The 24,191-nt window shown below is 63.0% G+C and carries 23 protein-coding genes and 1 tRNA gene; 13 read left to right on the top strand and 11 right to left on the bottom strand.

From position 1 onward, the window contains the following. Window positions 1–156 precede the first annotated feature (156 nt). Complete coding sequence (locus P1T08_07335; GenBank protein MDF1595893.1) at window positions 157–780, bottom strand: TlpA disulfide reductase family protein; 624 nt, start codon at window positions 778–780, stop codon at window positions 157–159. 24 nt (window positions 781–804) lie between these two features. Continuing rightward, on the bottom strand, window positions 805–1,380 hold the full coding sequence (gene orn / locus P1T08_07330) for an oligoribonuclease (GenBank protein ID MDF1595892.1): 576 nt from the start codon (window positions 1,378–1,380) through the stop codon (window positions 805–807). A 127-nt stretch (window positions 1,381–1,507) separates the two neighbouring features. On the opposite strand from orn, the gene P1T08_07325 reads away from it, so the two are divergent. Then, entirely contained in the window at window positions 1,508–2,464 is a 957-nt protein-coding gene (locus P1T08_07325) for a type IV toxin-antitoxin system AbiEi family antitoxin domain-containing protein (protein MDF1595891.1), read from the top strand. 36 nt (window positions 2,465–2,500) lie between these two features. On the opposite strand, the gene acnA is transcribed toward P1T08_07325, so the two are convergent. Together acnA and P1T08_07315 are read right to left on the bottom strand one after the other, a co-directional pair. After that, complete coding sequence (gene acnA, locus P1T08_07320) at window positions 2,501–5,167, bottom strand: aconitate hydratase AcnA (protein ID MDF1595890.1); 2,667 nt, start codon at window positions 5,165–5,167, stop codon at window positions 2,501–2,503. A 119-nt stretch (window positions 5,168–5,286) separates the two neighbouring features. Beyond that, the gene (locus P1T08_07315) at window positions 5,287–5,985 is read right to left on the bottom strand and encodes a helix-turn-helix domain-containing protein (protein MDF1595889.1); all 699 of its coding nucleotides are present in this window, start codon (window positions 5,983–5,985) and stop codon (window positions 5,287–5,289) included. Between the two features lie 76 nt (window positions 5,986–6,061). Here P1T08_07315 and P1T08_07310 point away from each other — a divergent pair, with 76 nt between their 5' ends. Further along, entirely contained in the window at window positions 6,062–7,147 is a 1,086-nt protein-coding gene (locus P1T08_07310) for an Mrp/NBP35 family ATP-binding protein (protein MDF1595888.1), read from the top strand. A gap of 306 nt (window positions 7,148–7,453) precedes the next feature. Further along, on the top strand, window positions 7,454–8,665 hold the full coding sequence (locus P1T08_07305) for a GNAT family N-acetyltransferase (protein ID MDF1595887.1): 1,212 nt from the start codon (window positions 7,454–7,456) through the stop codon (window positions 8,663–8,665). An 84-nt stretch (window positions 8,666–8,749) separates the two neighbouring features. Here the strand turns inward: P1T08_07305 and P1T08_07300 are convergent, their stop codons facing one another. Continuing rightward, window positions 8,750–11,488 carry a PAS domain S-box protein gene (locus P1T08_07300; protein MDF1595886.1) on the bottom strand — a complete coding sequence of 913 codons (2,739 nt, stop codon included), beginning with the start codon at window positions 11,486–11,488 and terminating at the stop codon, window positions 8,750–8,752. Between the two features lie 110 nt (window positions 11,489–11,598). On the opposite strand from P1T08_07300, the gene P1T08_07295 reads away from it, so the two are divergent. After that, the gene (locus P1T08_07295) at window positions 11,599–13,227 is read left to right on the top strand and encodes a thiamine pyrophosphate-binding protein (protein MDF1595885.1); all 1,629 of its coding nucleotides are present in this window, start codon (window positions 11,599–11,601) and stop codon (window positions 13,225–13,227) included. 69 nt (window positions 13,228–13,296) lie between these two features. On the opposite strand, the gene P1T08_07290 is transcribed toward P1T08_07295, so the two are convergent. The 5 genes from P1T08_07290 to P1T08_07270 all read right to left on the bottom strand — a co-directional run bounded on the left by P1T08_07290 (window position 13,297) and on the right by P1T08_07270 (window position 17,880). Beyond that, complete coding sequence (locus P1T08_07290; GenBank protein MDF1595884.1) at window positions 13,297–14,913, bottom strand: ATP-binding protein; 1,617 nt, start codon at window positions 14,911–14,913, stop codon at window positions 13,297–13,299. A 46-nt stretch (window positions 14,914–14,959) separates the two neighbouring features. Beyond that, on the bottom strand, window positions 14,960–15,718 hold the full coding sequence (locus P1T08_07285) for an undecaprenyl-diphosphate phosphatase (GenBank protein MDF1595883.1): 759 nt from the start codon (window positions 15,716–15,718) through the stop codon (window positions 14,960–14,962). A 36-nt stretch (window positions 15,719–15,754) separates the two neighbouring features. Beyond that, a complete protein-coding gene (locus P1T08_07280; protein MDF1595882.1) occupies window positions 15,755–16,282 on the bottom strand; it encodes an SAF domain-containing protein in 528 nt (175 codons plus the stop codon). A gap of 592 nt (window positions 16,283–16,874) precedes the next feature. Beyond that, window positions 16,875–17,519, bottom strand: coding sequence for a pyridoxamine 5'-phosphate oxidase family protein (locus tag P1T08_07275; GenBank protein MDF1595881.1), 645 nt, complete (start codon window positions 17,517–17,519; stop codon window positions 16,875–16,877). Between the two features lie 46 nt (window positions 17,520–17,565). Beyond that, entirely contained in the window at window positions 17,566–17,880 is a 315-nt protein-coding gene (locus P1T08_07270; GenBank protein MDF1595880.1) for a zinc ribbon domain-containing protein, read from the bottom strand. Between the two features lie 100 nt (window positions 17,881–17,980). Between P1T08_07270 and plsY the strand changes: the two genes are divergently transcribed. The 8 genes from plsY to P1T08_07230 all read left to right on the top strand — a co-directional run bounded on the left by plsY (window position 17,981) and on the right by P1T08_07230 (window position 22,893). Then, entirely contained in the window at window positions 17,981–18,565 is a 585-nt protein-coding gene (gene plsY, locus P1T08_07265; GenBank protein MDF1595879.1) for a glycerol-3-phosphate 1-O-acyltransferase PlsY, read from the top strand. Further along, window positions 18,562–19,380, top strand: coding sequence for a sugar phosphate nucleotidyltransferase (locus P1T08_07260; GenBank protein MDF1595878.1), 819 nt, complete (start codon window positions 18,562–18,564; stop codon window positions 19,378–19,380). The genes plsY and P1T08_07260 overlap by 4 nt, the downstream gene beginning before the upstream one ends. After that, window positions 19,377–20,612 carry a molybdopterin molybdotransferase MoeA gene (locus tag P1T08_07255; GenBank protein MDF1595877.1) on the top strand — a complete coding sequence of 412 codons (1,236 nt, stop codon included), beginning with the start codon at window positions 19,377–19,379 and terminating at the stop codon, window positions 20,610–20,612. Before P1T08_07260 ends, P1T08_07255 begins: the two co-directional genes overlap by 4 nt. Then, on the top strand, window positions 20,602–21,072 hold the full coding sequence (gene moaC, locus P1T08_07250; GenBank protein ID MDF1595876.1) for a cyclic pyranopterin monophosphate synthase MoaC: 471 nt from the start codon (window positions 20,602–20,604) through the stop codon (window positions 21,070–21,072). Before P1T08_07255 ends, moaC begins: the two co-directional genes overlap by 11 nt. After that, window positions 21,069–21,542, top strand: a complete 474-nt coding sequence (locus P1T08_07245) for a MogA/MoaB family molybdenum cofactor biosynthesis protein (GenBank protein ID MDF1595875.1) — start codon at window positions 21,069–21,071, stop codon at window positions 21,540–21,542. Before moaC ends, P1T08_07245 begins: the two co-directional genes overlap by 4 nt. Window positions 21,543–21,692: 150 nt before the next feature. Next, window positions 21,693–22,133, top strand: coding sequence for a hypothetical protein (locus P1T08_07240; protein ID MDF1595874.1), 441 nt, complete (start codon window positions 21,693–21,695; stop codon window positions 22,131–22,133). A 10-nt stretch (window positions 22,134–22,143) separates the two neighbouring features. Beyond that, window positions 22,144–22,773, top strand: a complete 630-nt coding sequence (locus P1T08_07235) for a haloacid dehalogenase (GenBank protein MDF1595873.1) — start codon at window positions 22,144–22,146, stop codon at window positions 22,771–22,773. Between the two features lie 46 nt (window positions 22,774–22,819). Next, window positions 22,820–22,893, top strand: a tRNA-Ala gene (locus P1T08_07230). A gap of 18 nt (window positions 22,894–22,911) precedes the next feature. On the opposite strand, the gene P1T08_07225 is transcribed toward P1T08_07230, so the two are convergent. Further along, on the bottom strand, window positions 22,912–23,595 hold the full coding sequence (locus P1T08_07225; protein MDF1595872.1) for a site-specific integrase: 684 nt from the start codon (window positions 23,593–23,595) through the stop codon (window positions 22,912–22,914). A 54-nt stretch (window positions 23,596–23,649) separates the two neighbouring features. Between P1T08_07225 and P1T08_07220 the strand changes: the two genes are divergently transcribed. Next, window positions 23,650–24,162: a hypothetical protein gene (locus P1T08_07220; GenBank protein ID MDF1595871.1), complete on the top strand. Its 513-nt coding sequence runs from the start codon at window positions 23,650–23,652 to the stop codon at window positions 24,160–24,162. The last annotated feature ends 29 nt before the right edge of the window (window positions 24,163–24,191 follow it).

Here is a 24,191-nt window from a genome sequence, read left to right as displayed (position 1 = left end):
CGCCGGGTGCGGTTAGTGATCCCGAGTTGCGAAGGGCCGGGATCTGTGAAGGCGGATTCTGTGCTGGCCCCGACCCTTCGCGATGGCAACCGGTTTAACGAAGTTTCATCCCGGGAAAGTTCCCATCGATCCTGGTCGAAGGTAATGGCCAGGCGGCTACGAAGAGAAGTCCGCGTCGATCCTGGCGATCAGGTCCTCGTAGGTGAGCATCCCGGTCCATTGGCGGATGATGATGCCGTCGCCATCGATGAACCAGGTGGTCGGTAGCCCGAGGTATGGGAAGTGGCCGGCAATGACGCCGGTGACGTCGATGCCGAGGGGATAGGAGACACCGATCTCGTTGCCGAAGGCGGTGGCAGCACCAGGGTCGTCTTCGACGGCGACGCCGAGTATCAGGATGTCGGAGCGTTCCAGCGCAACCCTGTCGAAGTCGGGCATCTCGGCCCGGCATGGCGGGCACCAGGAGGCCCAGAAGTTCAGGACGATAGGGCGGCCGTCATTGGCCAGGTGATCGGAGAGGTCGAAGGTCTCACCCGAAAGGAGCTCGACATCGAAGTCGGCTGCCAGTGTCCCCGCCAGCGGACCGCCCGGCGGATGAAACACCTCTTCCGCCGACTCCGCGTTTTCTTTTGCGGCGCCTTGCACTGCGGCCGCGGCACTCGCCGGGTCATCGCGTGTGCTGACAACCGCAGCAATGATGACGGCTGCACCAACCGCCACGAGGAAGACGATGCTGAGAAGGCCGCCACGCCGTGGCAGGGGACCAGGTTCGATGCTCATAACCCGGCAGGGTAGTAGCGGGGTTCAGCTAGGGAATTCGGTTTCCGGCCTGGTCGCCGGCGGCCGGAACACGGCCTCGCGGAAGTAGCGGAGTTCCTGGATGGACTCCCGGACGTCGGCCAGCGCTCGATGGTCGCCGTGTTTTTTCGGAGCGTTCTCTATTGCCTGAGGGAACCAGCGCCTGGCGAGTTCCTTGATGGTCGAGACGTCGACGATGCGATAGTGCAGGAAGTCGTTGAGGGCAGGCATGAAGCGACGAAGGAAGGCGCGGTCGGCGTGCACGCTATTTCCGGCCAGCGGAGCCAATCCGGGCCCGGGAACGTGCTTGGCGATGAACTCGAGTACGAGTCTCTCTGCTTGAGCGACGGTCATCGTGGAGTGCGGGACCTCTTCGACGAGGCCCGATTTCGTGTGCATCTCTGTGACGATTTCGACCATACCGTCGAGCTGTTCGGCGGTGGCGTTGAGGATGAGGTTCGGACCCTCGACGATTTCCGAGAGGTTCCCATCGGTGACGATGCATGCGATCTCCAGGATGACGTCGTTATCCGGATCGAGTCCGGTCATCTCCAGGTCGATCCAAACGAGGGGTTGATCCATAGCCAGGGACACTACTCCCTCCCCGTTTTCGCGCGGGAATAGCACCTTATGCGGTGGGATTCCCGCGCGAAAACAGGGGGAGATCAACCCTCTAGATTCTCGAGTCCGGATAGGTCAGGGTGTGGCTATGCATTCCGACCTCGAACTCAGAGCTCTCGCCGAACGCCAGTACGGCCTCGTCGGCAGGCAGCAGGCTCATGACCTTGGTGTGAGCTATCGGCGCCTTGAACGCCGGATACAGCGTGGTGATTGGAAGTCCGTTTCTCCAGAGGTCCTCGAGCTCGTTGGAACGCCCGATTCGGGCGAAAAGAGAGCGATGGCCGCCGTGCTTGATAGCCCACCCGGAGCGGCGCTCTCTCACACTTCTGCTGCTGCCTACTGGGATATCCCCGGATTTCGACTTTCGGAGCCATTCCACGTCACGGTTCCAAGACAGGGCATCGACCGTCGTGGCCGCCTCGCCGTCGTGCATTATCAGAAGGACTTCCCGCTAGACCACGTGGTCTGGCTGAGACAGATTCCGGTGACGTCCCCGGCCCTGACCATGTTCCATCTGGCTGGAATGGTACATCCGGCAAAGACCGAACGGGCGCTCGACAACGCCTGGGCGATGGGCCTTCTCAACGGGCCGGTTCTTAGTGCGCTACTCGATCGACTGGCGGCGCGGGGCCGCAACGGCATTAGGCTGATTCGGGAGCTGATTGCAGCACGCCTCGGCGATTTCGTGCCGCCCGAGAGCGGTAATGAAGCGAGGACCCTTGCCCTGCTGAGCGAAGCTGGATTGCCGGTGCCGCGCCGTCAGGTTGTGCTTGGGGACGGCGGAATTATCGGCCGGGTTGATCTCTTCTATGAGCAGGTCGGCGGCGTCGTCGAGGTTCTGAGTCGCCGCTATCACACCTCGAAGCTCGATCGGGAGTCAGACGATCGTCGATTCCAGTCACTCTCCAGCATGGGTTTGAGGGTGCTCACGATTTGGGACGATGAACTCTGGCAGAGGCCCCACGAAGTCGTTGCCAAGACTCGGAGCTTCCTGCTCGAACTTGGCCATCCCGATGTGTTTTCGCGCGGGATTCACCCCACATAGGGTGGAAACCCCGCGCGAAAACGGCGTTTTGGGGGACTAGCTCAAGGCCATCTGTTTCAGGACCGTGTGGAGGATGCCTCCGTTGCGGTAATAGTCGACCTCGACCGGCGTGTCGATCCGGCAGGTGGCGGTGAACTCGATCACGGTGCCGTCGGCCTTGGTCGCCTTTACGACCACGCCCTGGCGCGGCTGGATCGAGTCGTCGACGGTTATGTCGAACGTCTCCGTTCCGTCGAGCCCCAGCGCGTCGGCGTCGGTACCTTCGGGGAACTCGAGCGGAAGCACACCCATGCCGATCAGGTTGGATCGGTGGATCCGCTCGAAGGACCGGGCGATCACGGCCTTCACGCCGAGGAGGAAGGTCCCCTTGGCGGCCCAGTCGCGCGATGATCCCATGCCGTAGTCGATGCCGCCGAGGACCACCAGCGGAGTGCCGGCCGCCTTGTAGTTGAGGCTGGCGTCGTAGATGCTCTTGACCTCACCGTCGGTGAAGTCGGTTGTCCACCCACCTTCTGTTCCCGGCGCCAACTGGTTGCGAACCCGGATATTGGCGAACGTGCCCCTGGTCATCACCTGGTCGTTGCCGCGCCGCGAGCCATACGAATTGAACATCGCCGGAGCCACACCGTTCGCCGTCAGATAACGGCCGGCAGGTGAGTCGGGGGCGATAGATCCGGCCGGACTGATGTGGTCGGTGGTGACCGAGTCGCCGAGTTTGGCCAACACCCTCGCTCCGGAAATTGGCACGATCGTGCCCGTGTCGGTCGTCAGGTCGTCGAAGAATGGTGGCTCCTGCACATAGGTGGACGCGGCATCCCATGAGTACAGGGCGCCACCCGAGGTTTCGATTGCCCGCCAGGCTTCCGGCCCGCGAAACACATCCGCATACTGGGTCCGGAATTGCTTCTCGGTGACGTTGGCCGCCACGATCTCGTCGACTTCAGCTTGCGACGGCCAGAGATCGCGGAGGTACACGTCGCTGCCGGCATGATCCTGCCCGATGGGTTCCGTAGTCAGATCGATGTCGACGGTTCCGGCTAGTGCGTAGGCGACGACCAACGGTGGTGAGGCGAGATAGTTCGCCCGTACGTCCGGGTTTATGCGCCCCTCGAAGTTGCGGTTGCCCGACAACACCGAGGCGGCCACCAGATCGCCCTCGTTGATGCCGGCCGTGATCTCCTCGGGGAGAGGTCCGGAGTTGCCGATACACGTTGTGCACCCATACCCCACCGTGTAGAAACCGGTTGCTTCGAGGTCCTCCAGCAGGCCCGACTGCGTCAGGTACTCCGTCACGACCGTCGATCCGGGCGCCAGTGAGGTCTTGACCCACGGCTTGCGTGTCAGGCCCTTCGCCCTGGCCTTCCTGGCGACCAATCCCGCGCCGACCATCACATCCGGATTCGATGTGTTGGTGCACGACGTGATCGCCGCCACAACCACATCGCCGTGGTGCATCTCGAATCTCTGCTGCTCGGATTCGACATCCACCGCTGCGGCGTCACCTGCCTTGCCGAACGTGGCGTCGAGATCGGTATGCCACTGAGCCTTCATGTTTGAAAGAACGATGCGATCCTGCGGACGCTTCGGGCCGGCCAGCGCCGGTTCTATCGTCCCCATGTCGAGCTCGAGGTGGGAGGAGTAGACGATCTCCCGATCGTCCTCACGCCACAGCCCCTGCTCGCGGTAGTACTGCTCAACCGTGGCGACGAGAGCTTCGTCCCGACCGGTCAACCGCAGGTATCGAATGGTCTGCTCGTCGACGGGGAAGAACCCCATGGTCGCTCCGTACTCCGGAGCCATGTTGGCGATGGTCGCCCGGTTGGCGAGAGGCATACCTGCGAGGCCCGGTCCGTAGAACTCGACGAACTTGCCGACGACGCCGTGGCCGCGCAGCATCTGTGTGACCTTGAGCACCAGGTCGGTAGCGGTGGCCCCCTCAGCGAGTTTGCCGGTGAGTTTGAATCCGACCACTTCAGGCAACAGCATGTAGATCGGTTGTCCGACCATGACCGCTTCTGCCTCGATGCCGCCCACTCCCCAGCCGACAACGCCGAGGCCGTTGATCATTGTTGTGTGGCTGTCTGTTCCGACGAGGCTGTCCGGATAGAGGTCGGCACCGTTGTCCCAGACGACCTTGGCGAGGTACTCGAGGTTGACCTGATGGACGATGCCGGTGGCCGGCGGAACGACCCGGAAGTTGTCGAAGGCCGACTGGCCCCACTTCAGAAACTCGTAGCGCTCGCGGTTGCGTCCGAACTCTTTGTCGGCGTTGATCTGGAGCGCCATGCCGGAGTTGAAGGCGTCGACTTGCACGGAGTGGTCGATCACGAGATCGCACGGCACGAGTGGATTCACCTTCTGGGCGGCAGACTCGTCACCCGTCATCTTGACGACCGCCGAGCGCATGGCGGCAAGGTCGACGACGGCCGGAACACCGGTGAAGTCCTGGAGGACGACGCGGCCCGGCGAGAACGCAATCTCGGTCTCACCGACTTTGGTGGCGTCGTATGACGCTATTGCGCGGATGTCCTCATCCGTCACGATGTGGCCGTCGAAATTCCGCAGCGCGGCTTCGAGGAGGACCTTGATGGCATAGGGCAGGGCGTCGACGTCGCCGATCGACTTCAGCGCGTCGAGGCGGTAGATGGTCCGGTCGCCGAGCGCCGTCGACAGCGTCGAGCGGGCATTGAACGGATCTGACATGATCACCTCGTTCGTTGTCGTGAGGTGCCAGTCTACGGGACGCCCTCGGCGCCGCTATCGGTGTCCGGTCATCCCCTTTTCGTCCGGATTCGCGGATGGAAGGCAACCACCGAAACCGATCACACCTCGGCGATGCAGTCCTCGGCAATGCCTGGGTGCGAGACCACCTGCACCGGACGCCAGTCATCTGACAGGGTCTCCATCAGTCCGGAGACGATACCGCGGTCGAGTGAGCAGACGACCTCCGGGTGTTTGGCCGCCGTCTCGGCGAACGGACAATGGCTGGTGAGGAGGCGCCGCGTGTCGGAGTCCGGATCGGTGGAGAATCCCATTCCGGTCATGGCCCTGGCCACCGCGCTCACGGCCATGTCGAAACCGGATTCGTTCGGAGCTCCGATCTCCGCGGCGATCTCCCGGCCGTACTCGTGGCCTACTGCAGCGGCGATCTCCCCGAGGTTGCCGGGATCGATGCGTTCGATGACGCGGACCAGGAGTTCCGACAGCAGGTCGTAGCGGCGGGCAGGGAAATGGAGCTCGATTTCCTTGGCGGTAGCGGTGTAGCACTTGGCAGGCCGCCCGGCCCCCGGGCCGGTCTTCCCATCAGGCCGGCGCCTCGTCACTTCGAGGTACCCGTCATCGGCTAGACGGTCGAGATGGTGCCTGGCCACGTTCGGATGAATCGAAAACAGGACGGCGATCTGTGAGGCCGTGGCCGGCTCCGGGGCCTCTCGGACCGCGATATAGATGCCGCGCCTGGTTGGATCGCCCAGGGCAGAGGTGAGATCGCCGATCGACTGTGAGAGTGCCTGTGTGTCCATCCGACTGGATTCCTTTGCCTGGGCGCTCACTATAGTTTCGCCTTCCTTCTAAACACTACGTCGTTAGGGAATTCACATGGCCGATCACGATGCCCTCCGCGCCGCAGTCGGCGCTCTCGAAGATCCACTTCTGCACCGTTCGCTCGAATCACTGGGCATGCTGCGCACGGTGGCGGTGGGCGCCCTCGGCAAAGCGCGCATCGAGGTGGTGCTGACCGTTCCGAATCACCCGTTCCAGGAGCAACTCGTCGAACAAGTCACCGCCGCTGCGGTGGATGCAGGCGCCAAGTCGGCAACTGTGGACTTCACCCTGATGACCGATGAGGAACGGGCAACCCTCATGCAACGCCTGCGCCCGAACCGTGACATGGTCGGAGGGCCCGGTTCGAAGACCCGCATTATCGGCATCTCGTCTGGCAAAGGAGGCGTCGGCAAGTCCTCCGTCACCAGCAACCTGGCAGTGGCGTTGACCAGGATGGGCCACTCGGTAGGAGTGATCGATGCCGACGTCTGGGGCTTCTCGGTTCCGAAGATGATGGGTGCCGACTATTCGCCCATCGTGATCGATGAATCGATGATTGCGCCTGAGACTCATGGTGTGAAAGTCATGTCGATGGACTACTTCGTCGCCGAAGATCAGGCCGTCATCTGGCGCGGGCCGATGCTGCACAAGGCGATGGAACAATTCCTCGTCGATGTCTTCTGGGACGATCCCGACTTCCTGTTGATCGACATGCCTCCCGGCACCGGGGACATCGCCATTTCGCTCAGCCAGTTCCTCCCCAGGGCCCAGGTGCTCGTCGTGACCACTCCGCAACCGGCTGCGCAACGTGTCGCCAAACGAGCCGCACTGATGGCGGAGAAGGTCAATCAGGAGGTGCTCGGCGTGATCGAGAACATGTCCTGGTTCACGGGAGACGACGGAAAGCGCTACTACCTCTTTGGAGAGGGTGGTGGCGGTGCTTTGGCCGAAGAGATCGGCTCGGAACTCCTCGGGCAGATTCCGCTGGTTCCGGCGATGCGGGAGGGTGCGGATGTCGGGCGGCCCGTCGTCGTAGCCGATCCGGGTGGGGAAGCCGACCTGGCTTTCCAGAAGCTCGCCGAAGCTGTCGTCGCTCGCAGGCCGCGGATTCGAACCCATCCGGAACTGGTGATCAAGTAACACGAGGTTCTGAGTCCTAGGTCATGGGTTTGTGGCGTTCCAATCACGTCGCCCATATGAGGATCTTCCTGAGGCTCTCGAAGTGATGCCTTCTCTCTGGCGTGCATCCCTGTTCGCGCTAGTGGTCCGTCGCGGATTTGGTGACTTGGTCTCCTGCCGGACGATCCCCGCTGTGGCAGGGTTCGTGGCACTGCCTACCCCGGTCATCAAATAGCAGACAGACCACTAGAACCTAAGACCCATAACTTGGAACCGTCTTCGGATTATTCAACCGTCGCCGGCGGTTTGAGTCGGTAGCCTCTGCCGATGGACATTCGATCGATCAAACCCGACGAGTTCCGTGCCTTTGCCAGCGTATGGGAACGGACCTTCAATTTCGACGGGAAGGACGAGGAACTCGAACTCGAGGCGAAGGTGCACGAGTTCGACCGCAGCATCGTCGTCGTGGAAGATGGGGACTTCGTCGGTACAGGCGGAGCCTTCAGTTTCGACCTGACGGTGCCCGGCGGTTCCGTCCCGGCCGCCGGGCTCACCGCTATCGCAGTTCTGCCTACCCATCGGCGGAAGGGTGTCCTCACCTCGATGATGCGCTACCACTTCGCCGACGTTCAAGCGCGAGAGGAGCCGCTGGCGCTGCTGCGAGCGTCAGAGAGCGTCATCTACGGCCGGTTGGGCTACGGCATTTCCACCCACGAGGCAAGCTGGGAGATCGCGAAGCGTGACGCCGCCTTCGAGCCGGGCACAGGGACGCCGGGCACCGTGTCGCTGGTCGGTACCGACCGGGCTCGCCGCATACTGCCGGACCTGTACGCCGAAGCTGCTCTCACCACACCGGGATTCCTCTCGCGACGAGAGGCGGTCTGGGATCACATGTTCGCCGACCTCGAGTCCTGGCGTGGCGGATTCACGGCCAATCGGTTCGCGATCTACGAAGAAGAAGGGACGGCGTTGGGTTACCTTCGCTATCGGGCCAAAGAGACGTGGGAGCACAACCTTCCTAAAAACGAGATCCTCGCCTCTGAGCTCATTGCCCTCACTCCGATGGCGGAGGCGGCCCTCTGGCAGTTCGTCTTCTCGATGGACCTCGTCGAGAAGATTCGTACCCAGAATCGTCCCATTCAGGAGCTTCTCTCGGTGCTCCTCTCGGACAGCAGGCGATTGTCCAGCCGTCGGGTCGATGGGCTTTGGGCCCGGTTGATGGATGTCCCGGCCGCTTTGTCTGCCAGACGCTATCGGACGGAAGGCCGTCTTGTGATCGAAGTCGACGATCGATTTCTCCCCGAGCAGGGTGGTCGGTTCTCACTCGAGGGCGGTCCGGACGGAGCCGAATGCAGAAGATCCACCGACGATGCCGACCTCGTCGTCGACGCCGGTGTTCTGGGGAGCCGGTATCTGGGCGGAGGCAGCTTCTCGTTGTATCAGCAGGCCGGGCGGGTGCACGGATCGCCGGAAGCGGTGCGGCGCGCCGACACCATGTTCTCCTGGCACGTCGAGCCGTGGTGCCCCCACTACTTCTGAGGTCAAACCCGTTTTCGCGCGGGAATCGCACCGTATATGGGGTGAACCCCGCGCGAAAACGCAGGGTTGGGCGACGGTGGCTTGCTAGGCGAGGGCGTCTGGGCCTCGGCCGGCTGGGAGGCGCACACTGAAGGTGCTCAGCCCATCTGAGTAGTCGTAACTCAAGTCGCCGCCCATGAGTACTGCGAGTTGTCGAGACACGCTGAGACCGAGGCCAACCGACGCCGGTTGTGAGGGAGTATCGTGAGCCCGGTAGTACGGATCAAAGATCCTCTGGCGATCCTCCAACGCGATACCGGCTCCGTCATCGGTGACGTTGATCACCGCCCTACCGCCCCCGTTGTGGGCATGGATGCGCACGCTCGGTCCGCCGTAGCGGAGGGCATTGCTAACGAGGTTGCGAATTATCTGACGGAAGCGTCCCGGGTCTGCCCACGCGCTTACCGAAGTGATGTCGAACTGAATCCGATCGGTCAGATCCGGTGGGACTGTCTTGATTGCCGCCTCGACCTCTTCGGAAACCTGGATGACGGTCGGGCTGATCGTGATTGTCCCTATGTCGGCGCGAGCGGCGACAAGGAGGTCCTGCACGATCGCGGAAACCTCGGTCGCCTGATCGGCGATGAGCCTGATCAGATCCTCGAGTTCCTCCCCATCGAACATCTTCCAGCTGTCCCGCAATTCCTGGGCGAGGCCGACGACGGCCGTCAGCGGAGTCCGCAACTCATGACTGACGGAGGCGACGAATTCGTCCTTCGTTTGGACGAGGTCTTTCAGTTGCCGGGTTGCTTCGACCTGTTCCGACACGTCGCGCAGCACCGCCGAGAATCGGGCGAAGCTGCCATCGTCAGCGAGGTGGGCAAGGCCGACTGCTGAAACCGGGAGCCCCGAGCCGTCTGGTGCAATGAGATCGAATTCACCCGTCCAGGCCTCGCCTTCTTTGAGGGTAGGGATGATGTCCTCGATAAGGAGGCGCATGGTCGCACGATCGAGGGCCTGCGAAACGTGGAGGTACGGTGGTTCCATTGACTCGTCGATCGAGAAGTGGCGGCGGGCGGCCGAGTTGGCGTATGTGACCCAGCCGCTCGGGTCGAGGACTACCACAATGTCGGGGGTCGCCTCGATGATCCGGGTGAGGCGATTGCGTGCCTGCTCTGCCGTCTTCTGGGCAGAGACATCGATGATGGCGCCCTCGTAGTACAGGGTGTTGCCGTCAGAGTCGCGGACGATCCTGGCGGTGTCCTGCCCCCAGAAGACCTTGCCGTCTTTGCGCCGGAGTTGGGCCTCGAACCCGACAACGGTTCCGTCTCGATTGATCGCCGTCTTCCATCCGAGACGGACGCTCGGGTCTAAATACATTTCATGCGATGCCAGATTCACGAGAGATTCGCGTGCTTCGAATCCCATCAACTCAACGAGTGCGGGATTCGCATCGAGTACCTCGCCATCCGGCGTGCTCCTGTACATGGCGACCGGTATTCGCTCGAAGAGGTTCCTGTACCTCTGCTCGCTAGTCCGCAACGCCTCCGCAGCGGCCGTCGCTTCGGTCATGTCGACCACATGGGAATACACATAGTCGGGTGCCCCGTCCTGGTCCCGCAGGAGCGTCACCGACACGATGGCGGTGAGTTGTCTTCCCCCAGCACCGACATACCGTTTGAGCAACACGAACGAGTCGTCGCCCACCCCGCGGAGCATGTCTGCTTCGGCTTGCTCGCTGTCAGGGAGATCATCCGGATGGGTGATGTCTCTCCAGTTCATCGTGAGGAACTCTTCCTCGGAGTAACCGAAGAGTTCGCATTGTGCTCTGTTGACTCTGAGGTAGTTGCCGTCGACGTCGACGACCGCCATTCCGGTGACCGAACTGTCGAACGCCGTATTGAACAGTTGCTCGGTGTCCCGGAGGGCTTCTCTTGCAGAGACGTCTCGCATTACGACTTGGACCGCCGGTCGCCCATCGAGGTCGGTAGGGATGCCGACTGCTTCTGTGATCTGTTCGGAACCATCGGTCCTGAGAAGGTGGATTCGGGCCAGGTCGGTCGTCCGTCCCTCCGCCACCAGATGCATCCGTTCGATTTCAGCCGTCCGGTCCTTTGGTGCGATATGGTCGAGGTACGGCATTCCAATCCCGGCCGACGGAGTCCGGTACCCGAGCATCGCGGCGGCGGCCTCGTTGACGTACCTCAGGGAGCCGCCCTGATGAATCAGGATCCCGTCCGGTGATGCCTCGACCAGGGTGCGGTATCGCTGTGCCGACTTCGCCAACTGCGTACTCGACTTCTCGAGCAATCGCCCGACTCGCAGGAATACTGTGGCGGCGGCCATCGCCAGGATCAGCAGCGCGAACGTAGAGACGGCGACTTCAGACAAGGGAACGGGTCCGCTTGCCCAGTACATCGGGAAGATCGAGTCGGATCCCGCGATGTGGAGCGGAATTCGCATCGCAACCAGGAGCATCCCCGTCAGGGTTGTGAATATCGCCATGCGGAACGGGAGAATGAAGGCGGACAACGAGACGATTACGATCGGAATCAGGTCGACGACGGTGCCGGACCCGAGCATCCACCAGAGGGACAGCGCAACCACATGGTCGATCAACAGCCCGGCGATGAGCCGCCGATGAGGATTGCTGAAACCGCTTCCGGCTGCGAACCCGGCGGCCGCCAGAAGTGTGGCAAACGTCCAGATCGGCTCGCGCGTGCCGATCGCACCAATGGCCGTGAAGGAGGCGGCGGCGCCATAGCCGTGCCGTCGCAGTCTCGACATGCCGGCTGCGATACGCTCGAAGTCGGGTGGACTCCCTGCCGCGGTCCGTTCTCGCATCACCCTTGAGGATCGGCAGTAGTGAGTCGCGGCTTTACGGTTCTATTCAGCTCGAAACGGTGGCCGGGGCGCGAAGTTCAGCGCAGCTTCATAGGTGATACTGTCCCGTCATGGCCAAGCTTCACGGTGGGCACATCATTGCCCGCGCACTCAAAAACGAAGGCGTCGACACGCTCTTCACTCTCACCGGTGGGCACATCGTCCCGATTCTCGATGGTTGCGTTCAGGAGGGCATCCGAATCGTCGATCTGCGGCACGAGCAGGCGGTTGCTCATGCCGCCGAGGCCTACGGCCGGTTGACCGGGAAGCTGGGCGTTGCAGCCGTCACCGCCGGTCCGGGCGTGACCGACGCAATGACCGGAATCGCCAACGCCTACTTCGCCGATTCGTCGATGCTCTTGTTGGGTGGGCGGCATCTGGTCCGTCAGGAACTCATGGGGGGCCTCCAGGAGATGGATCATCCCCGGATGTTCCACTCGATCACGAAGTGGGCCGGAACTGCTTGGCAAACCGAACGGCTGGGCGACTACATCGCCACGGCCGCCAGGGCAGCCTTCTCCGGCCGTGGAGGCCCGGTGTTTCTGGACGTGCCGATGGACGTGCAGTTCGATGTTGTTGATGAGGATTCGATTGTCTGGCCTCATCAGTATCGGGCGAATCAGGTGCAGGGTGCGGTTGCCTCTGTGGTCGATGAGATCGTCGACGCCTTGACCGGAGCGGACCGTCCGATGATCTTCGCCGGATCCGGTTTCCGGGGGGCTGCGAATGAGCTCGCCATCATCGCCGAGGCGCTGGAGGCTCCGACCTACCTGAACTCGCGCGCACGGGGGTCGCTCGCCAACGGTCACCGGCTGCTCGGCAACTACGCCCGGTCGGCAGCCTTCGCAGGCGCTGATACCGTCCTGGCGCTGGGCGTCGATTGGGACTTCCGCACCGGCTACGGCCGGAAAATCGCCCCCGATGCCACGGTGATCCAGATCGACGCCGATTCGACCAAGATCGGTTGGAACCGTCCGGTTCAGCTTGGGGTCGTGGCCGACCCGGCTGAAGTCGTTCGTCAGCTTGCAGCCCGGTCCGCTCAGTTCACGGTCTCCAACGGGCGGGCCTGGACGGGGGAGATCCTGGCCATGGAGGCCGCCGGTAGGGCTTCGGCAGAGAGCGAAGCGGCAGTGGATAGCTCACCCGTGCAACCGCAGCGATTTGGCAGAGACGTCGCGGCCTTCTTCGGTCCTGACGCCATCGTTGCCGTAGATGGGGGCGATATCGTCTCGACGACCGCCCGCTGGCTCGAGGTCTCACAACAAGGTCACGTGCTCGATCCCGGTCCGTTCGGAACCCTCGGTACCGGCGCCCCGTTTGCCATCGCCGCCAAGGTTGCCTTTCCCGACAAGCTGGTCGGCATTGTCTACGGCGATGGGGCGTTTGCCTTCAACGGCATGGAGTACGACTCGATGGTGCGCCTCGGACTGCCCATTGTCGGCGTGGTCGGAAACGATGGTGTTTGGAACAACATCAAGACCTTCCATCGCTCGTTCTATCCAGATCGAATGGTGGCCACCGACCTGGGGGTTCGTCCGTACCATGCGATGGTCGAGGGATTGGGTGGCTACGGCGAGTTCGTTGATGACGCGACGCAGATCATTCCAGCCCTCGAGCGAGCGGTTGCGAGCGGCAAACCGGCCCTCGTGAACGTCCACATTGCCGAGACAATGCGGATGAGTTCAAACTATTCGCAATAGCGCGGCCCAGTGGTTCTTCCCAGTCGCCGTGAATCGTAGAACGCGGTTCTAGGTTCTAGGTTCTGGGTACTAGGTGGCAAGGCCGTGGAACTCGACGTCCATCTTGTCCACTTCTTCCGACGTGACGACTGCGCCGGCCACTGTTCCGTTTCCGTCGAAGAACGGCGCGCAATAGGTGCGGGTGAACGCGACCCGTCCGTCGAGACGACTGATACGAAGGAAGAACGGACCGGTCCCTCGTCCGGAGCGGATGGCGGCGACGACCGGAGCGTTCTCGAGGGTCAGCGGGGTGCCGTCGGCGAACGAAACCTCAAAGAGATCCTGTGTCTCCTGGAGGGCCGTCGGTCGGCTGCCGTCCTCGGCGATTGCCAGCAGGTCGCGTTCGCGCTGGTTCCAGTAGACGAGGCTCGGGGGATCACCTACGAACACCGAGATCGCGATGGGGAGGGCCTCCATCACCGACTCCCTGACCGATCTTTCGAACGCGACCTCATGGGCGAGATTTGAACGATCGACGGCAATCGCTGCGATCGTTCCCAGGGCTGCGGCAACCTCGTTCCCAGTGTTGGGCATGAGGTGCCCGTCGGCCCACCCGAGCGCAAGGACCCCGGCTACGACTCCGTCGAGCACGACAGGGACGACCAGTGCCGATTCGGCACCAAGGACACCCGCCCACAGGTCGAAACCGCTTTCGCCAAGGGATTCGATCTGTAGCGGCTGCTGCCCGGATATGACACGGTCGAGCAGCTCATCCCCGGAGGGGATCAGTACCCCTTCCAGAGAAGCGAAGTCACCCAGACCCCGGAACCGTCCTTGCCCGTCCGGCACCATCAGAACTGCGCTCGTGGCGCCGAGGATTTTCGCGTAGATGCCTTGCAGGCCGGCGACGGATTGGTCGAGAGACGATTCGGCGAGGGCGGCTGCTACGTCGACGAGGAGTCCGGCGCGCGGCGTGGTGGCCACCGACAGCTCTGGTCGACGTTCTGCAGAAGTGGAGCTTTTGACCCGGGCGGTCGGGAGGGTCAGGGTGAAGGTAGCGCCGCCACGGCGTGCCTTGTCCAGAACCAGATCACCTTGCATGGACCTGGCCAGATCCCGGCTCAAGGAGAGACCAAGGCCGAGTCCTTTGCTCGAATGTATCCGGGTGTCGAAGATGTCTGCGGCCATCGCAACCGGAACGCCGGGCCCCTCATCGCTCACCGAAATGGAGGTGACCGCATCGTCGGATGCCACAACTATCTCGACCGCGCCTTGCGGTGCATAGCGGTGTACATTCTGGATGAGGTTGGTGATGATCTGGAGCACGAGCGCCGGGTCTCCCACGGCCCCGATCCCGACCGCCACTGCTATGTGCGTTCGCCGATGCACGTCTCCCTGCCGCTCCAGGGCCCGCGTGATGATCGGTCGCAGATCGATGGCCTCCGTGGACGGTACGAGCGTCGCCCGTTGCAGCCGGGCATACGAGAGGAGGTTGTCGATCAAATGCTGCATTTGATCCGCTTCGCGACGGGCGAGGGTCAGAAGCTCGGCGCTTTCGCCGTCGTCTAACGGCAAAGCCGGATCGAGTACGACGTCGAGCATGCCAATGACCGAGGTGAGCGGTGTGCGCAACTCGTGTGAGACGCGCGAGATCAACTCAACGTCGCGAGCGGTCGTTTCGGATTCGGGTGTTGCAGGTTCGGTCATGGGGTTCCCTGGCCTATGTCGGCACTCGGTGAGCTCTACTTGAGGTTCACAGGGCGATCAGCGCGACGATCCCGACGGCGAAACAGTAGATGGCGAAAGGCCGAAGACCGAAACGGGTCAGCAAGCGGAGGAGCAGCGCGATCGCCATGTAGCCCGACAGCGCCGCTATAACCATTCCGACCCATACTTCGGCTCCGATCCCTCCGTTACCCGCCAGTTCCAGGCCTTGCTGGGCTCCCGCCCCTGCGATGGCCGGTATTGCCAGCAGGAACGAGAAACGGGCGGCCTCGGAGCGTTCGAGGTTTCGAGTCATCCCGGCGGTGATGGTCATTCCCGAGCGGGATATGCCCGGGACGAGGGCAATGGCTTGAGCGACGCCGATCAGGAACCCGTCGCGCATAGGCAGTCGTTCCAACGACAGACGGCCGCTCATGAACAGTCCGGAGAAGAACAAGACAACGCCCGTGACGAGCAACGCCAGTGCCACGGCGGTTGGGTCTTCCTGCAGCGATCCGATTTGGTCCTCAACGAATACCCCGATCACTGCAGGCACGGTTCCTAGCGCCAGCAATCCCAGAACTCGTCTGGCACCTGGGTCACGGTTGAAACGCGTGAGCTTGAGGAGGTCTCTGCGGTAGTACGCAACTACGGCGGTCAGCGTCCCGAGGTGCAGCACGGCCGAAGTCGCCAGATCTGGTTGATCGATCCCCAAAAAGGCGGGCACGAGAACTAGGTGGCCGCTCGATGAGATGGGGAGGAACTCGGTCAGGCCCTGAACGAGGCCCCAGACGATTGCTTGGAACACGGGGACGGAGCCTAGCCTCCGGAGCCACGCCGCCGATCACCAGTCAACCACGAGAACGCTCACCCCGGCCCGGGCCAGCGAGGTCGCCACCGTCGCAGCCTGATCCGAGGGCACTGCGACCAGCGCCGTGTTCTCAGACCAACCACCCGGTGCCTCGGGTGACACGAGACCGATAACCACCCCCGGGACGACGATGCCGGCATCGGCCTCGATTGCCAGACGTAGTTCCGTACCGGGGATCACGCCCGAGGGGACCCCCATCTCAAGGGCCCACCACCCGTCGGGGACGCCGCTTCGGTCGGTCAGTAGGGCCGGTGTAACGGGATCTCCGGCAGGGATGGATGTCAGAGTGAACCCGACGAGGTTCACTTCCGGAAGAAACCCGGCTGGCACCGCCCTGTACTCGACCATTTCCGGCTGAATCGCCGCACCTGCCTCGATGTCGGCAACGGCGAACGGGCGGAGTTCGGTGGGGGTGCCGCGGAGATCCATCCACAACGCGCCCGCTACCACGAGCGCGGACGCGGCCCAGCGGAAATAGGGAGGGCGACGGAACCAGTACACGGACGAACGTACCGCGCCCGGCGGACGATTGGAAGGGGGATGGCTTTTTGAGGTTCTGGGTTGTAGGTTTTGGGTTTTGCCCCCCTTGCCCCTTTGGGGCACTCCCCCCACTGCGTGGTGTCTTGTCGCGGTCTGAGTCGACACGTGGCCACTCAGAAACGTCCTCCACCAGCGTCAGCTGGGGGAGGTGGCCTGCTGCCGATGCAGCAGGGCGGAGGGGGCATGGCCGAACACCTGTCGGACCGGGACCGGACCTGCAGGACACCCCCTCAGTCCGGCTTCGCCGGACAGCTTCCCCGCAAGCGGGAGAGCACGCGGTAGTGGGATGACCGCCGCTGAGACGGCGGGGCCTGTCGCGCAAACCAACACACTTCGTGGGGGGAGAACGCGCGCTGCCTTGGTTTTCCTCGTTGCCGCTTGGGGGAGAAGCGTCGTTCGATAGAACACGACCGTGTTGTTGCGTTTCTCCCCTGCGTGAGCGGGGGAGATGCCGAGTCTGCGAGGCAGAGGGGGCGACTGGCTGGTTCTGAGTTCGGCCCCCTCGCCCCTTCGGGGCACTCCCCCCACTGCGTGGGGGGAGAACGCGTTTCCGTCAGCTGCCAGCCGGACTCCAGTTGCGGACGTGGTCGGGGAGCGGGGTCTGGTCTACCGGTTCTAATTGGCCACGCTCGAGTGCCACCGGAATCAGACCGGCCCAATGCGGTAGGGCCATGTCTTCAGCGTCGTCGACCGGCGGGCCGGTGCGTTGTTTGGCCGACGCTTCCTCGATGTCGATCGCTACGACCGCGGTTGCTTTGGATTCCTTCTCGTTCGGGCGACGCGCTCCCTCCCACCTTCCGGCCACAAGGTGGTCGACGATCGCTCGAAAAGCGGCCGTCTTCTCGTCGGCGTCGGTCACGGCTCTGGCGGTTCCGAACACGACAGCAGACCGGTAGTTCATCGAATGGTGAAAGTGGGACTTGGCCAGCACGATCGCGTCCACCAGAGTCGCCGTCACAGACACCTGGCTGCCGGCGGCGAGAGTGCGGAGCATCCGGCTGGCCGGGGAACCGTGGAGGTAGAGCGTCTCGCCGATCCTTGCATGGATGGTCGGGATGACGACGGGGCGGCCCCCTTCGTCGAGGAAGCCAACGTGGCAGATGAGTGCCTCGTCGAAAATTGCGTTGATGACGGCCGGGTCGTAGGAACCCCGATCCGGCAGCCGGCGGATCTCGCTTCGGGCAGATGACGCCGTCACTGTGTGATCCTCAATGCACGGTCACCCGCCGCAGAACAGAAGTACATCAGTCGTCGCTGCTGCTCTTGCTGCTCTGACTGCTGCCGGTGCTGCTGCCTTTGTCTTTCGCGTCTGAGCTACTGCTCTCCGCGCTAGAACTAGGGCCGCTGCTCGTCGCGCTCCGCTTGCTGCTGCTGCTTCTCGATGACCGGGAGTCGGTGACGTAGAAGCCGGATCCTTTGAAGATCAGACCGGCCGGATGGAACACCTTCTGCAGGTCGCCCCCGCACGTCTTGTGCTTCTTGAGCGGTTTGTCTGAGAACGACTGCATGACTTCCAGTCGCTCACCGCACTTCTTGCAGGCGTATTCGTAGGTTGGCATGTCGGTCCTCGAAGGGGGATTGGGCACGGCATGATATCAACTGGCCCGACGCATGAGTCATCGAGGGGCGTGAGCCGCCCGCGCTTCTAGACTCCCCTCTATGAGTTTCCCCATCGTTGCGGCCATGCTGGCTGCCTATGTCATCGGAAGCCTCGATTTCGCCGTGGTGGTTGCCCGGGCGCGCGGTGTCGATATTTACGAGGTGGGGAGTGGCAATCCGGGTACTTCCAACGTACTCCGAACGATGGGCAAGGGCGCGGCGGCTGCGACGATGATGGGTGACGTCTTGAAGGGCGTCATCGCGGCCGCGATCGGGTTCTCGGCGGCCGGCGGGTGGGGAGCGGCGGCTGCCGGTTTCTTCGCCGTCGTAGGTCACTGCTTTCCGCTGTTCCATCAGTTCAAGGGAGGCAAAGGAGTAGCTACGGCGGCCGGGGTTTTATTGTGGATCGTTCCGCGCTCCGCCCTGGTCCTCATCGCCGTCTGGGCCATAATCGTTGCAGTTACCAGGGTGGCTTCCATCGGGTCCCTTTCTGTATTGGTGCTGGCAATCCCCTTCGCCTGGTATGAGGGTGTGGAGTGGCCCGGCTTGTTGTGGTTGCTGGCCGCGGTTTCTCTGGTTGCGTATCGCCACAAAGGAAATATCGGCCGGCTGTTCGGGTCCGGCGAGCGGAAGGTGATGTCATGATGCAGGTCGAGGTAGCGGTCGTCCCGGCCGCCGGACTGGGAACACGCATGCGCCCGGCCACCAGAGCTATTCCCAAAGCCCTGTTGCCGGTCGTCGACCGCCCGGCCGTCCAGCACGTGGCTGAAGAGGCGGTCCGGGCGGGAGTACGGGAGGTGGTGTTCATCGTTGATCTCGGGGTGGGATCGCTGATCAGGCAGCACTTCACGAACGGGGAAACCCTGGAGGGTCTAGAGGATCTCGAGATACGAATCGCGGTACAGGAGGAACCCCACGGATTGGGCCATGCGGTCCTGACCGCTCGCGAAATCATCGGCGATCGACCCTTCTTCTGTCTGCTGGCCGACAACATTGTGCGGCCGGGTGCCGACGTTCTGCCATCTCTGGTGGCAGCCTCCGACGGTGGTTCGGTTGTTTCGTTGCGCGAGGTGGGACCCCACATGTTGGATCGATACGGTGTCGCAGTGCCGGGCGACCGGCGTGGAGCAGAATTAGATGTGATCGGCGCGGTCGAGAAACCCGGCATCGAGCACGCTCCATCGAACCTGGGCCTGGTGGGCCGGTATCTGTTCACCTCCGACATCATCGATGCGCTCGCCGGACTCGACCCGGGGCACGGTGGCGAGATCCAACTGACGGACGCCATCGACCTGGTTGCCAGGCAAGGGAAATGCCGGGGTGTGGTGGGAGAGCACGACCTGCTGGACATCGGGATACCGCTCGGTCTGCTCGAGGCTGCGGTTGTACTCGGCCTGGCACGACCCGAGTTCAGGGACGACTTCACTGCCTTCCTGAGGTCGCTCGAGGAGTTGCGTTGAAGCTGTTGGCCGATGCGCAACGCCATGTGCTGAGTGCCGTCGGGCTCCTCGAAGCGATACAGGTCCCGATCGCGGAAGCGAACGGCCTGGTGCTCGCCGCTGACGTGCCGGCTCCCCACGATGTCCCACCCTTTGCCAACTCGGCAATGGACGGATATGCAGTTCTGGCCAACGAGACTGCGCAGGCCCCGGTCACTCTGAACGTGATTGAGGACGTCGCCGCCGGACATGTCGCTCATCGGACGGTCGTTCCCGGGACGGCCATCAAAATCATGACCGGTGCGCCGATGCCGGCCCGGGCGGATGCGGTGGTGCGGGTTGAGGACACTCATCAGGATGGTGCGGCGGTTCACATCAATCACGCTGTGGAGCAGGGCGAGAATGTGCGAGCCGCGGGCGGCGACCTGCTCGCCGGATCGGTCGTCTTCGAGGCGGGAACCAGACTGACGCCGCACCATCTCGGAGTGTTGACGTCGATCGGGGTTGGCAAGCCGTTGGTTCATCGGAGACCGGTAGTCGGGGTGCTTTCAACAGGTGATGAGGTGCTTTCGCCCGAGGCGTCACTGGAGCCCGGCAAGATCCATGATTCAAATCGCCCTCAGCTCCTGGCGCTTCTCGATGAACTCGGTGTCGATTCAATCGACCTCGGTATCGTCGGTGACGAAGCCGTCGCACTCCGGTCGACTCTCCAGCGGGGTGCGGCCGAGGCGGACGTGCTCTTCACGTCCGGCGGCGTGTCGATGGGGGAGTACGACGTGGTCAAGGCGGTCCTATCCGAGACCGGTGACGTGGCGGTGTGGCGGGTCGCCATCCAGCCGGCCAAACCGTTCGCCTTCGGTCACGTCTCCGGAACGCCGCTCTTTGGTTTGCCGGGTAATCCTGTTTCGGTGGTCGTCGGCTTTGAACAGTTCGCCCGTCCCGCTCTCCTCAAGATGATGGGAGCCCGGAAGCTGTTTCGTCCGCGTATCCCGGCGACCCTCGCCGTCGACGTCGACACCGATCCGGCCAAGACAGTCTTCTTGCGGATGGTGGCGGAGCTCGAAGGAGACGAGTGGCTGGCAAGGCCGGCCGGCGGGCAATCGTCGAATCAGCTCACCGCGCTGGCGCGGGCGAACGCCTTCGGAGTGGTTCCGGTTGGCACAGCCGGCCTAGCTGCCGGGAGTCGGATTGTCTTGGAGATGTTCCGCTGGCCCGAATCCCGTACCGAGCAGGAGGTGCTGAATGGCGGATGATCTGACCCATCTCGACGGAGAGGGACGGGCGCGCATGGTCGACGTTGGCGGCAAGGAACCGACCCGCCGCGTAGCCGTCGCCGAGTCGGTGGTTGAGATGACAGCCGAAACCAGAGACTTGATGTTCGGGAGTGGTCTGCCGAAAGGAGATGCCGTGGCTGTGGCCCGGGTCGCCGGGCTCATGGCCGCCAAGCGCACAGCTGAGTTGATTCCGCTCTGTCATCCGCTGCGGATCTCACATGCGACTGTCGACATCGAGCCGGTGGACATCGGAGCGCGCGCCCTTGCTCGTGTAGAGACCGTCGATCGAACCGGAGTGGAGATGGAGGCCATGGTCGCCGCCTCGGTCACGGCCTTGACTATCTACGACATGGTCAAAGGCGTGGAACGGGGGGCGGCCATCACCGCAACCCGATTGTTGCACAAATCCGGAGGAAAGAGCGGCGAGTGGAACCGATGAAGGCGGTGGTCCTGACGGTCAGCGACCGGGTGAGCGCCGGATCGGCCGTCGACGAATCCGGGCCGGCAGCTGCCGCCCGACTAGAACGGCTCGGATTCACAACAACGGTCGAGGTCGTTCCCGACGGTATCGACCCGGTGGAGCGCTTCCTCAAGGCGGCAGTCGACAATGGAGTCCCTCTGGTGGTGACCACCGGAGGCACCGGTTTTGCTCCCAGAGACCTGACGCCGGAGGCGACCCGGCGGGTGATCGAGCGCCCGGCGCCGGGACTCGTTGAGGCGATGCGAAGCGCCACTTTTGGATCGAACCCTCACGGGATGCTGTCGAGGGGAGAAGCAGGGATCAGAGGTGGGACGCTGATCGTCAACCTCCCCGGTTCGGTGCGCGGCGTCGAAGAGTCCCTCGATGTGATCGGGCCGGCGTTGCGCCACGGCGTGGAGCTCCTGCGCTCCGAAGAGACGAGTCACTAGAGGAGGTACTGGGTACCCGGTTCCGGGTACTTGGACCGTCCCCCCCGCCTGAGTGACCGGGTGGTCTCAATACCCAGTAACTTCTGGTCCGTTTGTCGTCGCCTTTCGATCTCGCTACTCTCCGCGTCGACTGAGCGGAGAAGAACCTTTATGGCATGGGCCGTCGTTCTCGTCGTCATAGCCGTCTGGGGAGCATTCCTCCTTCCGGAGGTCATCGGCTCTCGGAAGAGCGCGCCTCTGACGACGACGCAAGAATTCAATCGCTGGACCACTCGCATGGCCAATGCTCAGCGCCCCAATGGTCCTGCGCAGATTGCGCGCAACCGGGTTCTGGCGCGTCGCCGTCGCACACTCATCCTGCTTTTTGCAGCTGCCGTCATAAGCCTGTTGGTCGCAGTCTTGATGTCGGCTCCTGCCATGCTCATCACCCACATCGTTATCGACGGCGGTGTGGCCTGGTATCTGGCCATGCTCGTCCAACTCAGGCACCGTCGGGAGGCGCTGACGCAAGTCACTGCCGTTCGTCCCGTGAGTGATGGGGTGCAAGAGATGCCGACTGCCCCGGAAATCCACGTCCTGGCCTCCAGCTAGCTCGTAGCCGATGTCTGTTCCCGGAATCGATGAGGTCGAATCCGCCGCTCGCACCGAACTCGACGGGAAATTCGCTGCTCGCGAGGTCGCACTCACGACCAGTCGAACCCTGATCAGAACCTCTGCGAATGCGATTCGTGCTCTGCATCGAGGTGAAATCGAACGAGCGGAGGATCTGATGGAACAGGGCTCGGCCCTGCTCGATGAAGCCCGGCTGGCCTGCAGGGACAATCCCGACGTTCTCCACGCCGGGTTCGTATCTGATGCGGCCAAGGAATACGCAGAGGCCCGCCTTACCGCCGCGTTGTCCTCGGGTCGGCGACTACCCCTGCCCGCCGAGATCGGTGTTGAAGCCGCCCCATACCTCAACGGACTCGGTGAGGCAGTTGGGGAACTGCGACGAAGGCTTCTCGACCTGCTTCGGAAAGGCGAGCTCGAACAGGCAGAAGAAACGCTCGTGGCAATGGTCGAAGTGCTCGATTTGCTGGCTTCTCTCGATTATCCCGATGGGATGACGGGCGGGCTTCGCCGGACCACCGACGTGGCGCGGGCTTTGATTGAACGCAGTCGGGCCGACCTGACGACAACCGTCGTGCAAGAGCGGCTTCGGGCAGATCTCCAGCGCCACCTCGGGTCGTGACCGGCTTGGCTCACGATTGGTGTGGAGTATCATGCGCCACCCATTTGGGGGTGTAGCTCAGCCCGGCAGAGCGCTTCCCTCGCACGGAAGAAGTCAGGGGTTCAAATCCCCTCACCTCCACCCATAGAATACCCCTGGTCAACGGGGGTTTTCTTGCGTCCTGGGATGGATTTCTGAGACGCCAAAAGAGGGCTCTGTCAACATCCTGTCAACAGGAAGTAAAAGGAAGCCTGCATCGAGGCGCTCGGCGGCTGCCTCATCGAGGCCCTCGAAGAGGTGTCCGTAAGTGTCGAGGGTGGTCCTGATCGAGGCATGTCCGAGGCGCTGCTGGATCACTTTCGGGTGTTCTCCTTGAGCGATCAGGAGGGCGACATGCGTGTGCCGGAGATCGTGGAAGCGACACGGCTCTCCCACCGAGGCACGCACCGCGGGCAGCCAGAAGCGTTCACGAAACGTGGTTCTGCGAAGGGGGCCTCCGTCGGGCGCCTGGAACACGAGATCCGATTGGTGTGCAGGTCGGCCAGCCAGGTGTTCGGCGAGGGACCCGACGAGGAAGCGGGGGAGGGTGATCGTGCGACGGCTGGCAGCGGTCTTTGGTTCGCCGAACACCATTCGTCCGGCGACCTCGCTGCAGGTCTCGGCGACGGTGACCGTTCGAGCCAATAGATTGAGACGTTCGACTCGCAAGCCGGCCAGTTCACCGAATCGCAGACCGGTGTAGGCGGCGGCCAGCACGAGGTTCTCGCCAACCGGCTCCCCACCGTTGAGCTGACTGACAACATCCGCCAGCAACACCCATGGGAACGCAAGGCCCTCAGCCAACTCCGAGACGGATCAGTAGACCAGGCGATCGAGGCGTACCGACAGCGGGGGAGGGTGATCATCGGACCAAACCGAGACGACACCATGGGGCGAGCAGTGGCGGATTGGTATCGCCATATCACAGCCAGCGGTGACCTCACCGCAGGGCTGCTCATCGGCTATGACAACGCCACCGTCACCGAACTCAACCAAAGGGCCCGCACCCACCTGACCGCATCCAACCGACTCAACGGACCCACCCTCGAAGCAGGGGAACAGCCCTTCCAAGCCGGGGACCGGATCCTCTGCCGCAATAACCAGAGCCGGCTCGGGGTACTCAACGGCGACCTCGGTACTGTTGTCTCCGTCGACCCCGACCACGGCACGCTCACCGTTCAGCTCGACCGTGACCCCGAAAAGAGAGACCTGCCCCTCTGGTATCTCGAGCAACGCCAAGTCGACTACGGCTACGCCCTCACGGGTCACAAAGCCCAAGGGGTCACCACCGACCGGACCTTCGTGATCGTCGACGGGACCACCTGTCGCCACCGGGTGAATACTGACCCTTTATCACCGCTCGAATTTTGACCCCCTCCTGGTCGGGTCCACCACTGATA

The sequence above is a fragment of the Acidimicrobiia bacterium genome, from assembly GCA_029210695.1.
Lineage (GTDB): Bacteria > Actinomycetota > Acidimicrobiia > Spongiisociales > JAHEDJ01 > JAHEDJ01.
This window is presented reverse-complemented; position numbering and strand designations above follow the sequence as displayed.

What these genes read in the sequence shown, in the direction of transcription:
- P1T08_07335 (MDF1595893.1), bottom strand. Translation starts at nt 780, where the DNA reads ATGAGCATCGAACCTGGTCCCCTGCCACGGCGTGGCGGCCTTCTCAGC.
- orn (MDF1595892.1), bottom strand. Translation starts at nt 1,380, where the DNA reads ATGGATCAACCCCTCGTTTGGATCGACCTGGAGATGACCGGACTCGAT.
- P1T08_07325 (MDF1595891.1), top strand. Translation starts at nt 1,508, where the DNA reads ATGCATTCCGACCTCGAACTCAGAGCTCTCGCCGAACGCCAGTACGGC.
- acnA (MDF1595890.1), bottom strand. Translation starts at nt 5,167, where the DNA reads ATGTCAGATCCGTTCAATGCCCGCTCGACGCTGTCGACGGCGCTCGGC.
- P1T08_07315 (MDF1595889.1), bottom strand. Translation starts at nt 5,985, where the DNA reads ATGGACACACAGGCACTCTCACAGTCGATCGGCGATCTCACCTCTGCC.
- P1T08_07310 (MDF1595888.1), top strand. Translation starts at nt 6,062, where the DNA reads ATGGCCGATCACGATGCCCTCCGCGCCGCAGTCGGCGCTCTCGAAGAT.
- P1T08_07305 (MDF1595887.1), top strand. Translation starts at nt 7,454, where the DNA reads ATGGACATTCGATCGATCAAACCCGACGAGTTCCGTGCCTTTGCCAGC.
- P1T08_07300 (MDF1595886.1), bottom strand. Translation starts at nt 11,488, where the DNA reads ATGCGAGAACGGACCGCGGCAGGGAGTCCACCCGACTTCGAGCGTATC.
- P1T08_07295 (MDF1595885.1), top strand. Translation starts at nt 11,599, where the DNA reads ATGGCCAAGCTTCACGGTGGGCACATCATTGCCCGCGCACTCAAAAAC.
- P1T08_07290 (MDF1595884.1), bottom strand. Translation starts at nt 14,913, where the DNA reads ATGACCGAACCTGCAACACCCGAATCCGAAACGACCGCTCGCGACGTT.
- P1T08_07270 (MDF1595880.1), bottom strand. Translation starts at nt 17,880, where the DNA reads ATGCCAACCTACGAATACGCCTGCAAGAAGTGCGGTGAGCGACTGGAA.
- plsY (MDF1595879.1), top strand. Translation starts at nt 17,981, where the DNA reads ATGAGTTTCCCCATCGTTGCGGCCATGCTGGCTGCCTATGTCATCGGA.
- P1T08_07260 (MDF1595878.1), top strand. Translation starts at nt 18,562, where the DNA reads ATGATGCAGGTCGAGGTAGCGGTCGTCCCGGCCGCCGGACTGGGAACA.
- moaC (MDF1595876.1), top strand. Translation starts at nt 20,602, where the DNA reads ATGGCGGATGATCTGACCCATCTCGACGGAGAGGGACGGGCGCGCATG.
- P1T08_07245 (MDF1595875.1), top strand. Translation starts at nt 21,069, where the DNA reads ATGAAGGCGGTGGTCCTGACGGTCAGCGACCGGGTGAGCGCCGGATCG.
- P1T08_07240 (MDF1595874.1), top strand. Translation starts at nt 21,693, where the DNA reads ATGGCATGGGCCGTCGTTCTCGTCGTCATAGCCGTCTGGGGAGCATTC.
- P1T08_07235 (MDF1595873.1), top strand. Translation starts at nt 22,144, where the DNA reads ATGTCTGTTCCCGGAATCGATGAGGTCGAATCCGCCGCTCGCACCGAA.